This is a genomic window from Butyrivibrio sp. TB (assembly GCF_900110805.1).
Taxonomy (GTDB): Bacteria; Bacillota; Clostridia; order Lachnospirales; family Lachnospiraceae; genus Butyrivibrio; species Butyrivibrio fibrisolvens_C.
On the sequence record NZ_FOER01000019.1, the window covers coordinates 53,418 to 68,870 of the forward strand.

Sequence of the window (15,453 nt, forward strand, 5' to 3'; positions counted from 1 at the left end):
TTAAGACTTTTCTTCTGATTGTTCCAGTTCTCTTAGGGTGATGGGGTATATGGTTTCATCTGTAAGTCCCGGATCTGTTCTAAGATGATTGTTGGTATTTATCCTTAAAGTGACACTCTTTCCATCAACCTTGTTGATAGACTCTATGTGTTCTTTGACTTTTTTGGTAAGCTCATCAAGCTTCTCTTTAGAATCTATGTAAGTGATGATAGCAAAATAGGATTCCTTAAGCCTTGATGCTGCGCCGCTTTGCTTGATGACATCGATGATCTTCTCGCCCATCTGCCTTATAACACTAGAAGCAACTTCCTTGCCATAGCTTTCTTCGATACGGCGCTGGTTGGAATTGTGAAGTATTATATAGGCATAGTTTCTGCCGCTATCATTGTACTGGATAGCATAATCCATCATTATCTCGATGAAAGCTTTGGTATTCATAAGCCTTGTTATAGTATCAAGCTTTGTAGGATTTTTAAGCTTTTGAACTCTGTATATCTCTTCATCTACATCTGCAAAACTTCCTACAAGACCTATGATCTTGCCGCTTTTATATATAGGCACTTTGTTACAGATGATATTGTGTACGACTCCATTTACGATACACTGACCGGGCGCATTGTATACCCTAAGACCTTTGCCAATGACATCAAGTTCATCACCCTGATAAGGCCCGTCATCGACGTGCCAGTGCATCTCTTCGTCAGTTTTGCCGATGATGTCGTCCAGAGATTTTATCTCATAGAAATCAAGGAAGGACTTGCTGACGCCTCTGAATCTGCGATCTTTATCCTTCCAGAATAGCTTATATGAAGAGTTCTTGATAAGGCTATACCAAAGCCTTGCATATTCCGTTGTAGTATCGTCGTCGTATAGTTCGCCATTATTAGAAACAGCAAGTACACTGCTAAGTGTAACAGCTGGATCATTACTAAGTGAACTCGTCTCATCATCAGAAAAATCAGGATAGTACAGCTTATCAAGAGCTCTTGACATCTCACCTGTAATTGCACTAATAGTCAGCAGATATTCTGAATCTCCGGTGCCGGTAAGTGGTAATATTGCAAAATCGCGCCACAGATAAGAGCCGTCTTCCTGTTTGACCCTGATAGCCTTTTGAGCAAAAGGAAGCTCTTTAGAGAATTCCTTTTTACCTGTATACATAAGGCTCATAAATTTCTTAAAGGCTTCTCTATCTTCCGGGTATACAAACTTCTCTTCGAAACTTTTAAGAGTTCTGTCTAATGGAACAGGAGAGTAAGCAGACCCCTCTATATAGTTGTATCCGCCCAGAAGAGGCGAAGTTATATTTTCTTTTTTGTTGATAAGAAGTACTGTTTCATAAAGATGATTGAGCTCTTTGAGCTTGTTGTTGAGCTGATCTCTTTCTGCCGTATTCTGATCGAGGGAGATATTGTTGATATTGCCTCTGAACAGATATTTGCCGGCATTATCCTCAAGATATTTTACCTTAAGTTGGTAGTAATTACCTTTGGATGTATAAAAAAATGTCTCAGTCCCTTTACTCTTTATCGTTTTGTCTGCAAATTTTCTGTATTTGGACATAAGAGGAGAATCCGAGTTGTAGATGATTCTGTCAATCTCTTCATAGTTGTATCCGTTTAAGGATATCTGTTTCTTATAAGCCTCGTTCATAAAAAGAGTCTTAAAGTTATAGCCATCGTATTCAATGATCTCCAAGGGCCTGTCCAGACCTACAAGAGCAAGACATGCAGCTTCATAGTAGCTTCGCCACTGTCTTTGCTCGAACTCGATATGCTTATCTTCCATACTTTTAAGCATTTCATCATAAGGCTGAGGCTTGCCATAGTAATAGCCTTGTAATTTGCCACAGCCAACAGACAGAAGGAAGTCAATCTGCTCCTTGGTTTCAACACCTTCGCTCAGAGTTTTGATACCTATATGTTTGGCGAGATTAATAGCCGATCTTAATATACTCTTGGACTTTTCGGTCATATTGGAGAGGAATCTCATGTCCATTTTGACAAGATCAAAATCATAATCTTTAAGAAGATTAAGAGAAGAATACCCGCTTCCAAAGTCGTCCATCCAGATCTCATAGCCTCTGTTTCTGAAGCTTTCGATGACGTTTTTCATAAGCTCTTCGTCTTGAGCAATCATACTTTCAGTTATTTCAAAGTGAAGATAATCTCTGGGAATATCGTACTTTAAGATCGTGCTTTCAACTACATCCAGCATATCGCACATGATAAAGTCAAGTCTTGAGAAATTTATGGACACAGGAAAAGTAGGCTTGCCGATTATCATGTGTTCATGAATATCGCTGCAAACCTTATCTACCAAAAAGCAATCGAGCTTATGTATATTATTACTTGCTTCCAATGCACTTATAAACTTGTCGGGAGTCAGCAATCCATATTCCGGATCTATCCATCTGGCAAGGGATTCGGCACTGCAAAGCTGACCTGTAAGTCCTCTTATTACAGGCTGGTAATAGACTTTGATCCATCCATTTGATATGGCGTCATCAATATGGCTGACTACATGTTCATAAATACCATTAACGTCCTTGCTTTCGCTCATATCTCCATCCACATAATTTTGGTATATACGTGATGCTACAAGGTAATCTATGTTACGGAAGAATATAGGACACTCTGAAAGCTATTTAAACTACATTTCAAGAATGTACAAACAGTCTTCGTATATGTATATCGACCAAAAAGAGTTAATGCATTATATTTTTTGATCGAAAATTAAAGATAATAATAGAGTTTATGTATTATGAACTGATTCAAATTTAACGATATACTATAAGAATGCATATTGATTCGATTCATGTAGATAAGGAGTAAAGAGGTAGACTATGTTTCTATGGATTTATCTGTTCCTTATTGTTTTTATCAATGGTTTTGAAGCAGGAGGCTATCAGGCAAGTCTCTATAGTATAGGACAGACTTATGATTTATCAGTGACAAGCAAGGGCTTATTTGCCTCCGTAGAGCTCTTTGCAACCATGCTTGCTCCGCTTGTATTGGGAAATTGGGCTGACAGAACCAAGAAACTTAGATGTCTACTGATCCTTCTCGGGATTCAGATCATTTTCTCTATTACTATTTTCATGAGTAATATTCAGCTTGTATTTATTGTTGGTATCTTTTTCCTGGGGCTTACAACAAGTGCTCTTCAGTTTATATCCATAGCAGCTCTTGCAGAGAACTATCCTGCATCCGGCAAAAAGAAGATCGGCTTCATGACTTCAATGTATGCTCTTGGAGCTTTTCTGGCACCTTTATTCGTTGACTTTTTCATAAATAGCGGACTTACCTGGAAGATGCTCTTTGTATCACTGACCATAGGATCAGTGATAGCTTTTGCAGGCGTTGTCATATGCAAAAACCAAAAGGCAGAGACAGCATTTAGAACAGATAACATAAATGCTGGCAATACAGGATTTGTTGTTTGGGGTGTGCTTTTATTGTGTGTTGTCATGTGCATATATGTAGGCTTTGAGAATGGTTTTGCATTCTTTGTTGATACTTTGTTTGAAGAGGTATTTAGCTCCGGACTTGGCAAGTTTGCGCTTTCAATGTTCTGGGTAGTTATGATCCCTTCAAGAGTTCTGGTAGGTCTTTTTTCAAAATACTCAAAGAAGATACTTATAGCTGCGATAATAGCTATTCCGCTTATTACAGTTGTTATTGCTTTTGCAAACAGCGCAGAACTTGTGATGGCACTCTGTATACCTTTGGGATTTGCTTGCGGCGCTATATATCCTAGCGTTCTTACAAGGCTGATGGAGTATTCTGGAGATCGTAAGGCTACGGCTACCGCCATGATAACGACAGCTACAGGTATCGGAGGTGCTACATTTACCGCTCTTACCGGTATTCTTGCAGGTAGTATGGGACTTAGAGGAGCTATGATAGCTCTTTCAGCATTTTTTATCCTGTCACTTATATCAGTAATTGTATTGGGGCGTTTAGACTTATGGAAAACAAAAAGCGCAGAATAGATTCATAAATACATATGCTTTATGACAAGTTCTGCAAAAAATAAGTCGATATATTTAAAGTGGTATTTTGTACATAAACTTGTCTGGAGGTTTATATGAGCGAAACAAATCAAGGACATAAATACCCGATAATTGAAAGATGGGGCGATGCGCTTAACAGTGCACTGCTGGGCATTCATATTACATACTTTATCATATTCATGGCACTGGGAATAAAGATAATGATGTTCTTCAATGTGTTAAGTATGGCAATTTACGCAATAGCGTTTATGTTTTATGCACAAAAACCTCTTCTTGCCATATCAGCTACATTCATTGAAGTACTCATACACTATATGATGGCAGTTCAATGCGTTGGATGGGGTGCGGGATTTCAGGACTATTGTTTTGCTAATGTTGTTATATGCTTTTATGTAGGATATGCATTTCAAAAGGATGGAATAGCAGGATTTCATGCTGCTGCTGTATCTATCGTATCTTCGGCTTGTTTTTTCATATGCTGGCTGGAAGCAAGGTTTCATGAGCCAATATATTTTGTACGTCCAAGAGATATAGAACTGTTAAGGCTTATGAATGATACCTTTATTCTCGTGATCCTGATAGTCTTTTCTTATGTCTTTACTACCAGGATACTTACAGAGAGACGCAAACTTACAAGAAATGCCAAATATGATGAGCTGACACATCTTCCTAACAGGCATTATGTTGATAGTATCAGAGAACGTAGAAACCTTAATGACCCGGACAAGTCACCGGAATATGCTATAGCAATAATTGATATTGATAATTTTAAGACGGTCAATGATACATATGGACATGATATCGGAGACGACGTCCTGGCGGAGCTTGGCTCAATATTATTGCAAAAAAAGAATGAGAATACAGTTACTGCAAGGTGGGGCGGAGAGGAGTTCCTTATTATTTTCTTTGGAGATTCTCCAAAGGAGGTCCTTACAGATATCTGCGAAGATGTAAGGAAGACAGTCGAAGCCAAGACAATGTATTTTAATGGAACTTCGCTACGTTTCACTATCTCTGTGGGCGCCGCTTCAAAAGGCGATAATGATGTCTTTGAAGATACATTTAAGAAAGCAGATCAGAATCTGTATGAAGCCAAGGCAACAGGCAAGAACAAGTTGGTATATAAATAAACGTATCGATGGTCCTTGTGGACGAAGGCAAGGAATTATTTTCACCCCTCTATAGTTCCGTATATATAAGATACATTCTGACTATTCTGTTACTTTCACACGAGATTCATGTGAGGTGATTTATTAGGTCTGATAATAAATTAAACTGTTAACAAATAATTAGTTTTGACCGATATCACTAGTGCACGATTCCCCACTTTTATATATTAAGTGAGAAAAGCTTTTTTGTTTTGATATAAGACAGAAAGGATTTAAAGTTATGAAGAAAAGAATTGTTTGTTCTATGGTCCTGACAATGGCGCTTGTTTTTGGAACTTCATGCTCTTCAAAGGAAGCAGAAGATGTTCAGGAAACAGATGCTGCATCCACTGCAGAGTCTATCACTATCTTAAACATTAAAGGCGAAGTAGCTCCGCAGATGCAAGTGCTTGCTGATGAGTACAAAAATCAGACGGGCATTACGGTTAATGTCCTCGGAGTTGATGCCGGTGTTGATGCACAGGCTACTCTTAAGGGGTACTATCTGTCCGATCAGATGCCGGATATTATCGCTTGTGAATCAGCAGGATTTGGAAACTGGGAAGGACTTCTGGTAGATATGAGCGATCAGGACTGGGCAGGAAGAACTGATGCCGCATATATTGATGAAACATATGGAACTATCGGATTTCCATATACTACGGAGGCCATAGGACTTGCCTATAATGCAGATATTCTTGCAAAGGCCGGAGTTGATCCAGGGTCTATAACGGGACCTGACTCTATGAGACAGGCCTTTGAAACAATCGATAGTAAAAAGAATGAACTAGGGATTAAAGCTGTTATAGCTTACTGCACTGAACCTGAGAACCTTGGATGGTCTTGCGGAAACCATATCTTTGGAGCATACCTGGATTCAGGACTTTCAAGGACAGATACGACTTATCTGGATATTCTGAATGATGGCGGTAAATTTGATGATGATAGATTCTCTGATTTTACAAGGATGATTGCTCTTTTTAATGAGTATTCTGATCCTGACATTTTGGTAGATGGAACTTATGATGAGCAGGTTACGGGTTTTGCAAGCGGAGAGTATGCCTTTATAACACAAGGTTCATGGATAGGAGCATCGCTAACTGGAGATCTGTCTGATTATTATTCTAAAGCAGGAAATTTTGAAATAGGTATGATACCGTACTGTTATCAGGAAGGTATGGATACAATTTTGACCAGTGCTCCTTCATGGTGGGCAGTATCCAAGGAAGGACAAGTCGAAGCATCACTTGCATTCCTTCAGTGGTGCTCAGAAGACAGCGCCCAGAAGATATTTGTAGAACAGGCAGGATTTGTAAGTCCGTTTAAAGATTGTAAATATGTTGCTTCAGATCCTTTTGCACCAGTGATCTCAGAATATATATCTTCCGGTAAGACATCAAGCTGGCACTGGATGGAGATGCCTGAGGGACTTGGTCAAAAAGGCTTTGCTTTTGCATTTTGCGATTTTGCCAAAGGAGAGCTGGATGAGGATGGGTTCTTACAAGAGATCAAGAAGATTGCAAGCGACTGGTATGCAAAGTTATAAGGAGGACGAGGTATGAATAAAAAAAGTAAAGTTAATGTACTAAGTTCTATCATGTTTTTGATTGCTGCCGGTAATGTAGCAATTCTTCTGGCTTTTATCGTTGTCATGAGTATGGTGATCTCATCTATGACAACATCAACTAATACAAGTGTTGATATGTTCGGACAGATGATGAATATCACTACCGAAGAAGCTAAGCTTAAAAGTGATGTAATGTCACTTTTTGATCAGGCAACTGGTTATGTTGCAGCAGAAGCTGTAGAGACGCAGACAGCTCTTTTGCCACAGATAGAACAAGTCAAGAAGGACATCTCAGAAGATATCAGTTCACTTAGAAGCGAATTCACAGCACTTGATAATGAAAGTGCAACTACCAAGATGGATGAGATAGAAGCTCAGTATGGAAGGCTTGTTAAGTTCGTTGATTCTTCCATGGAGAGGAAGGATGCAGGAGATCAGGCTTCTGCTTATACGATTCTCTTCGATAAGGCTGAAATACAGAAAGTTGCCATATTCCATTCAACCAAGGTACTTGATCAGGCAATAAGTGATTCTTCTAACAATACGATAGATGCTATGAACATACTTCTGATTAGAGGTAAAGTGACCTCATACATCGGAATATTCGTAATAATAGCTGTTATAATAGTAAGCTTCCTTTTGAGCTATATTAATGTTGTCAAAAAGATAAGAAGTATACGCAGCGAAGTAAATGGCATCATTGATGGAATTGAAAGCGGCAATGGTGATCTGACAGCCAGAATCAATACAAAGACCAAGTCAGAGCTATCATATATTACTTCCGGTATAAATAATTTCATAGAGACATTGCAGCTTATCATGAAAGATGTTAAAGATGGATCCGTAGTACTTGCATCATCATCGGCGGAAGTATCATCCCAGCTTCATATGGTAGATGACAATGTAACCAATACATCAGCAGCACTGGAAGAATTGTCTGCAAGTATGGAGACGGTATCAGGCAATGTAAATAGTATCAATGACAGTGTAGACGACGTCAAATCAGCTGCACAGCAGATTGCGGACGAAGCTACAGAAGGAACCAAGACAGCCAATGCTATAAAGGCAGAGGCAGATGAACTTAAAGAACAGGTATTTAAGAAAAAATCAGAAGCAAGTGAACAGGTTGAAAGATTGTCAGAAACACTTAGAGAATCCGTTCATGAATCTGAAAAGGTTGGTAAGATCAATGAACTTACAAATGTCATCCTTGATATAGCAGGTCAGACCAATCTGCTGGCTCTTAATGCTTCAATTGAGGCTGCAAGAGCAGGCGAAGCAGGTAAGGGCTTTGCTGTAGTAGCTACAGAGATCAGCTCACTTGCAGAAAATTCAAGAAATACCGCGGCTAACATACAAGAAATCAGTGGTGAAGTTACTAATGCTGTTAATGACCTTGCCAAAAATGCTCAGGCAATGCTTGACTATATCAATGGTCAGGTTATAAGCGATTACGATGAATTCGTAGCTACCGGAGAGAAATACGAACACACAGCAGACATAATGGAAGAGATGCTTGGAAATTTCAATAATAGAGCTGAAAACCTTAATGGCATAATGACTGAGATGGTTGACTCTGTTCAGATGATAAGTACTTCAGTACTTGAAAGCTCGCAGGCTATATCCCAGTCAGCTACAAGCTCGCAGGAAATCGTCGGAGGTATAAGGAAGATATCGGAAGCTATCGACAAAAACACCGAAGTAACCGAACAGCTCAATGAAACAACCCAGAAGTTCACTTCATTGTAATTTATTGATATTATGAGGTAGGTGTCAAAAGTTCCTTTTGACACCTTATGACTAACGGATTGTTCCGTTTCTACGAAACTCTCACAATCCTAAAACATTCGCAAATCCGCACTACGTACTACTTTGCTCATGTTTTGCGGGTCATAAATTCATATTCGATTTCGAGCAAGCTCGAATCGAAATGACTTTTGACCCTTACGTCATATTATAACGTTCAAATATTTTAGAATTAGTGGATTTTGCGGTAATTTGGCAAGCTGGAAGCAAAGTAGGCATAAAAGAGACAATCGTTTCAAATAAGCAGATTGTCTCTTTTTTTAATACGTAATAAATGGTAAAGTGTAGAATGTGTAGAAAACAGTAATGGGAGGTACATTAGATGTCGTATTTAGTTCGAAGAGCAGTAGGGAAAGATATTCCATCACTTATGGAACTTTTAAAGCAGGTCAACAAGGTTCATTATGATGGCAGGCCAGATCTTTTCAAATTAGAAACCAAGTATTCACCGGATGAATTAAGTAAGATCATAGCCGATAATGATACACCTGTATTTGTATGCGAGGGCGAAGGTGGTAAAGTTTTGGGACACGGCTTTTGCGTAATGCAAAGACCTGAGAATACGAGACTTCTAACAGATATTTTGACATTATACATAGATGATATATGTGTTGATGAGTCTGCAAGGGGCATGCATGTGGGCGAAGCTATCTATGAGCATATTATAGAGTACGCCCGCAGTAATGGTTGTTACAATGTCACTCTTAATGTCTGGAGCTGTAATCCCGGTGCGATGAAGTTCTATGAGAAGATGGGGCTTGTGCCTTATAAAGTGGGGATGGAGAAGATTTTGTGATAGTATTTACTGATTGGCTAAAACTCTATATCTGACAGTGGCAGTATCCGGTTGTCATTTTTTACAAAGATTAGCGCAACTAGTTGCAGTTTTCTAAATTACATCGTATTATCCAAATTCATGTTGTACAATGACATAGAAATACATCCATGTATTTCTGGACATGTCTTCGTTACATCCTGTAAAGGAACATAGAAATACATCCATGTATTTCTGGACATGTCAATATTACATCCTGTAATGGGACAATTTACCTATATGAGAGGGATATTATGATATATAAATTCAAGCAGTCTGAAAGTAAAGAACTAGTCAGAGATCATCTTAAAATGGGCGGTTCAAATCCTGATGGCGAAGTGATAAGTGTTACCAACAAGTATTTTGAAAAAGGTGGAAAACCCTGGATCGGAATAATGGGAGAGTATCACTTCTCAAGAGACTCAAGAGATAACTGGTACGATGAACTGTGTAAGATGAAGGCCGGCGGCATCACTATAGTTGCAACTTACCTTTTCTGGATCTACCACGAAGAGATTGAGGGAGAGTTCGACTTCTCGGGTGATCTTGATATCAGGAAGTTCGTTGAGGATGCAAGAAGAGCAGGATTATATGTGATCCTTAGAATAGGACCATGGGCACACGGTGAATGCAGAAACGGCGGATTCCCTGACTGGCTTGTTCAAAAGGACTATAAGCTTAGAGACAATAACGAGCAGTATATGGCCAAAGCCAGAATCTGGTATGAGAAGATCTACAATGAGGTCAAGGGACTATTCTATAAAGATGGTGGCAATATAATTGGTATACAGTTTGAAAACGAACTTGTGGACAATGCGCCTCACCTTCTGGCTCTCAAGAAGCTTGCCCTTGAAATTGGTTATGAAGCTCCAATCTATACAGTTACAGGGTGGAACAGTATCTACGGAGCTGAGATCCCTGTAGAAGAGGTGGTTCCTGTCTTTGGAGCATATGTAGAAGCTCCATGGGCTGATAGTACAGATAAGCTTCCTCTTTCACCTCATTATGTTTTTAATACTACAAGGAATGATACGGCGATAGGCGCTGACCTTATCAAAGACAGTAATGAAAGTGGCTGGCAGCTTCCTTATGAGAACTATCCATATGCAACCTGCGAACTTGGCGCAGGTCTTCATTCAACTCATCACAGACGAGTAGTAGTATCCGGGATGGATGCATATGCGCTTTCACTTGTTAAGCTTGGATGTGGTAACAATCTTATCGGTTATTATATGTACCATGGCGGAACTAACAAGATCGGCAAGTTGTCCACCTTTAATGAATCCAAGGCTACAGGATATCCCAATGATTATCCAATTCTGAATTATGATTTCCATACTGCCATGACCTCTTATGGTGAAGTTAGAGACCAGTACAGACTCCTTAATCTGATACACCTTTTTGTTAATGATTTTGGACAGATACTAGCTCCTATGGATAATGTAGGCTCTACTAAGGACGTAGCTGCTGATGATCTTACCTCTCTTCGATATGCCATGAGAACTGATGGTAGAAGCGGCTTTGTATTTATCAATCACCATCAGAGGCTTGCAGAGCTTGAGGATACCAAAGATGTCGTAATCGATACCGGAAGCGTTGTATTTCCAAGCATTAGTGTTACTGGCGATAAAGCTTTCTTTCTTCCATTTAATATGGATACTGACGCAGGCAACCTTGTATATGCAACAGCTCAGCCGCTTTGCAAGACAGATAATACCTACTTCTTCGTAGAAATCGATGGAATAGCGCCGGAATATAAGTTTGATAATGGAGATGTTATAAGTCAAAAGAGCTTTGTGAGAAATGGATATAGATTTGTCACGATCTCATTTGAGCAGGCACTATATGCAAGAAAACTTGGTGACAAGCTATATATCGGCGATGGAGTGGACTTATACGAGGAAGATGGCAAGATCAGACAGATTCATGACGGTGCATTTGAGTACTATGTATGGAACGGCGAGGACTTTGATGAAGTCGGCGTATTAAATGATGATGAAAAGTTTGTGATCACTTCCGATGAAGATAGAGACAAGATTATGCAAAATGAATTTGAAAAGCCTCACCTGTTCCAAGAAGGTATAGATGAGCCATTCACTCCTACGTACCTGGATGAGCTTAATATGGGTGGTGAGAGAAAGAGATTCTGGAGGAAGCTGACTGTTGATAAGCCGGAAGGATTTGTAAATATAAGATATGAAGGCGACGCAGCGCAGGTTTATGCTGATGGCAAGCTTGTAGCCGATGAATATTATATAGGCGAGAAATTCAGAATCCCTGCAAAACTTATCTATGGCAAGGAAAGCTATCTTGTCTATTCAGAGCTTAAGGATGACTGCTATAGGGAATTTTGAATTCGTAATTCATAATTCCCGCTTGGACGAACCAGCATTCCCAAAGCCTATACAGGGCCAGTGGTATATAAATCATTGCCACACTGTTAATCGTTTTATAATTCATGGCATGATACCTGAAGCTTTTTATTCTGGGGTCTGAAACTCGCTTCGCTCAGACAGACAGACCCCTGGCAGAATAAAAAACTCCATCTATCACGCTCATGAATTTAATAAAACGATTAAAAAGTGTGGCAATGATTTATATACCACTGGCCTTGTATAGACTTTGGGAATGCTGGTCCGTCCTGTGAGTAGTTCGAAGTAAGAATGGTTCCTGTTTTTTCTATAGCTTATTACTATAGAAAAATCGAGGGACTTTTTTTATGGATAAAAAGTTTATCCACGTTGATTTAGCATATTTTGAGGACGATTAAGCAAAGATATAGTTGATTATAATTGTTTGTAGTCTATAATAGTCTTGGTATATTTGAAATATACTTATTAAACATCAATATATATTATGAGTATACTTTTTGCTTGCTGTATCAGAGATACTGATAAAAACTGAAAAAAGGAATAATAGCAGAAATAAAGATCCAGAGCTACTGCCTAAAAAAGAAGAATAATGGCAGCTTGGATAGCATTAACCAACTGCCAATATCATAATAAATCTTACAGACATAACCTGAGAGGACATCATCATGACATTAAAAGCTTACATTAACCCTGATTTTACATTGGGCGAAAAATTTATTTTTTTCATAATAGCGCTTGTAGGAATCTTACTATGCACATTTGGAGCAAGACTTGTTACTAGATTGGTTGCCGGCGGACGAAGTAGTGACAAGAGCGAGCTTCTTATAAAAGCAGATAGCAACGTAGAACTCTTTTATGAAATGATAATCTCAGGAACTTCTGTTATGTCATTCGCAGTTTCTTATGTTGTATGTAACCATATCTATTCGTTGATACAGACAAGTGGAGAGTCAGGCGCGGGATGGATGCTTTTTTATAATATATGGAGTGATGGCAAGGACTTTGCATTACTACTGCTGATCTGCCTGTCCTGCGTTCTTAATACAATTCTTGATAAAATAGTCATCCCGCTTAAAGTGATTGACAGAGACAAAAAAGCTACAGTCCGCATGCTTAGTATGTTCTATGTTATCATCATTTTGGTATACCTTAATATCATAGGCGATGAAAGCGAGTACAGCCCTGTAATGATGTATTATCTGGGACTAATGATTGGCCGATTTGTATATTTTGATGCATCATTTAAAGACTTTGTAATTGCACTTAAGAATATGTTTGTAAGTCTTCATCTTCTTATCATGGGGCTTATACTTACAGGAGTCCTGTGTTATATAGGATTTAGTGTAGGGTATCTGCTGGAGCGTAATTATTATATTGTTGGTATATTCTACACGCATCTATTTATGCTTATTGCTGTATTTGTATTGCATCACGGCTATACCATTTTAAAGATGTTCAGAAAACCGGTTCAGCAAAATACGAGATATCAGGAAGCTGATTATAACGGTAATCCATATACTAATGGTGATGTATATAATAACAGCAATCCATATACTAATGGTGGTGCATATAATAAAGCTCAAAATTTGAAAATGCCTAACAAAGCTAATGTTAACAAGAATACTAATATAGCTATAAATAGAAAAACTAATGTGACAGCAAACAGGAGTACTAATGCGACAACAAATAGGAGTACTAATATGGCAGCAAATAGAAATACTAATATGACTGCAAATAGAAGTACTAATATGGCTATAAACAGAAATGCCAATGTACCTACAAATAGAAATACCAATAAACATACTTCTAATAATAGATAAGCTTGGAAAACAGATGAGCTTAAAAAACAGATGAGCTTAATAAACAGATTGTCTTGTAATAATTGATAGAATTGTAAAACAGATTTTTTCAGAAAAATAGAAAATCGCCTTCCTATAACGTAGTAGCCATAGGAAGGCGATTTATATTTACCAATATTAGAAATAACTATACAATAGGTTAACAATACCTTTGGAATATCTTACACAAAATAAGGCGTTCCGTCAGCCTTGAAGCAGACTCTGCGGATCATGTCACATCGTAGATGCTCTTTGATATTTCTTTCTGCATGATAAGCTATCATGAGATTCCCATTATCATCTTCAAAAAATGAATTGTGTCCGGGACCGAACTCATCAACGTTATAGAAAGTAAGGATAGGAGAGATGCTCTTAGTCCAGGAAGTAAGGTCAAGAAGATCTGCGTCATAGTCTGCTGTAAACAGGCCTACTGCATATGTGTAGCCATTTGCAGCGCCGCCTGAATAGGTGAGGTATATCTTGTTATTCCTGATAAAGGCATAAGGCCCTTCATTATTGATGGTACCTTCAAGATTCTCCCATCCGTATAGCGGGCGTGACAAAAGTACCGGATCTGAAGTAAGCTTCCATGGCTCTTTTTCATCTATTGTTGCTATATATAACATGGAGCCTGTATCAAGAGGATCACCTATATGTTCTCTGTATGACCAGACTACGTAAGAGCCACTTCCAGCTTTAATATAAGTCATGTCAAGGGAGATAGCTCCATAGGAAAGGGGCGATCCGTCTTTTTTCAAAACTTTAATAGGATCTTCCCAGCTATCCGTGTCTATGATGCTTCCGCCTTTTTTGAATTTCATAAGATGGCACTGAGGTCCCCACTGTTTTGTACTTACAGCAAAGAGGATATATAACTCGCCGCCTATCACATGGAACTCAGGTGCCCAGAAAGTCTGGATGAGCTGTCTTTTTTCATCATAAGGAAGAATGAGGTGCTGGACTACGTCTTCTTTAAAAAGTTCCGGGACAGTGTCAGCTTCACGAACGTAGATTCCGATATCACCTGTGTTGTCGCTTGTTGAGATGAAGTACCACTTGCCTTCCCATTTAAATATGACAGGATCTCCAAATCCCTTGGCTAGGGGAAAAGAGTATTTGGTCACAGATGCATCATCTAAAGGCTTCTCAGGATTCCAGAACTTTATGGCAGCTTGAATGATTGCCTCATCAACATCCAGGACATCAGAAGGAGAGTATGCAGCAATGATATCAGGATCTACAAGCCCTACGGTTTCAAAGTGAATCAGGTCATGAGTCTCAAAAGTCCAGAGCCTGCCTTCATCTAGAGCATATGAATTACCATCTGAATCAATCCTTCTTCCTGATATGTAGATAGTACCGCCAGGCAGCTCAAATATTATAGGGTCGTCTATTCCTAATGGAATGATCGTATTATCTTTGGATATATTGCCTTCTGCAAAAAGAACTGCGTAGTTGTTGTTTAAAGCAGTAGTACCTCTTACGCCTTTATCATCCTTGTGTTCTACTTCAAAATGAACTGCCTTGGCAAGACCAAAGGGGTATTCATCTTTGTCGATATCTCTTGTATAAACACGTACTTTTTCTTTCATCTTATGTTCCTTCTTTTTGTTATAAATTTTTTAGTGATGTATTCTATGATTTCATATACGAAAATACATGTTTTCTTGAAGGCTTTTTATCAAAAAGCACATCCTAAACTTAAGTAAACGACTTTGGAAAATGCCTTATGCCGGTCATCTATTGCTGGTATATAGGGCATTTGATGACTGGCAAAGCACATTTATTTTAGTCGTTTTCTATAGAATAAAATATATAGAAAAGATTTACTGAATCATTTTTGTCATATATCGAACAAATTATGTTAAACTAGTGCTAATGTCGCTTCAAGGT

9 protein-coding genes are annotated in these 15,453 nt (G+C 38.7%); 7 read left to right on the forward strand and 2 right to left on the reverse strand.

The annotated features are described in order from the left end of the window. Complete coding sequence (locus BMX21_RS13000) at window positions 1-2,562, reverse strand: EAL domain-containing protein (protein WP_092045020.1); 2,562 nt, start codon at window positions 2,560-2,562, stop codon at window positions 1-3. Window positions 2,563-2,845: 283 nt separating this feature from the next. Here BMX21_RS13000 and BMX21_RS13005 point away from each other — a divergent pair, with 283 nt between their 5' ends. From BMX21_RS13005 to BMX21_RS13035, 7 genes are all read left to right on the forward strand, one after another. Beyond that, window positions 2,846-3,994, forward strand: a complete 1,149-nt coding sequence (locus BMX21_RS13005) for an MFS transporter (protein ID WP_092045022.1) — start codon at window positions 2,846-2,848, stop codon at window positions 3,992-3,994. A 95-nt stretch (window positions 3,995-4,089) separates the two neighbouring features. Continuing rightward, complete coding sequence (locus BMX21_RS13010) at window positions 4,090-5,145, forward strand: GGDEF domain-containing protein (protein ID WP_092045025.1); 1,056 nt, start codon at window positions 4,090-4,092, stop codon at window positions 5,143-5,145. Between the two features lie 259 nt (window positions 5,146-5,404). Continuing rightward, window positions 5,405-6,709, forward strand: coding sequence for an ABC transporter substrate-binding protein (locus tag BMX21_RS13015; RefSeq protein WP_092045027.1), 1,305 nt, complete (start codon window positions 5,405-5,407; stop codon window positions 6,707-6,709). A 12-nt stretch (window positions 6,710-6,721) separates the two neighbouring features. Then, entirely contained in the window at window positions 6,722-8,479 is a 1,758-nt protein-coding gene (locus BMX21_RS13020) for a methyl-accepting chemotaxis protein (RefSeq protein WP_092045030.1), read from the forward strand. A gap of 379 nt (window positions 8,480-8,858) precedes the next feature. Then, window positions 8,859-9,332 carry a GNAT family N-acetyltransferase gene (locus BMX21_RS13025; RefSeq protein ID WP_092045033.1) on the forward strand — a complete coding sequence of 158 codons (474 nt, stop codon included), beginning with the start codon at window positions 8,859-8,861 and terminating at the stop codon, window positions 9,330-9,332. 272 nt (window positions 9,333-9,604) lie between these two features. Continuing rightward, a complete protein-coding gene (locus BMX21_RS13030) occupies window positions 9,605-11,704 on the forward strand; it encodes a beta-galactosidase (RefSeq protein WP_092045036.1) in 2,100 nt (699 codons plus the stop codon). 683 nt (window positions 11,705-12,387) lie between these two features. Beyond that, the gene (locus BMX21_RS13035) at window positions 12,388-13,542 is read left to right on the forward strand and encodes a hypothetical protein (RefSeq protein ID WP_092045039.1); all 1,155 of its coding nucleotides are present in this window, start codon (window positions 12,388-12,390) and stop codon (window positions 13,540-13,542) included. Window positions 13,543-13,742: 200 nt separating this feature from the next. Here the strand turns inward: BMX21_RS13035 and BMX21_RS13040 are convergent, their stop codons facing one another. Then, a complete protein-coding gene (locus BMX21_RS13040; protein ID WP_092045042.1) occupies window positions 13,743-15,152 on the reverse strand; it encodes a family 43 glycosylhydrolase in 1,410 nt (469 codons plus the stop codon). Between the last annotated feature and the right edge of the window lie 301 nt (window positions 15,153-15,453).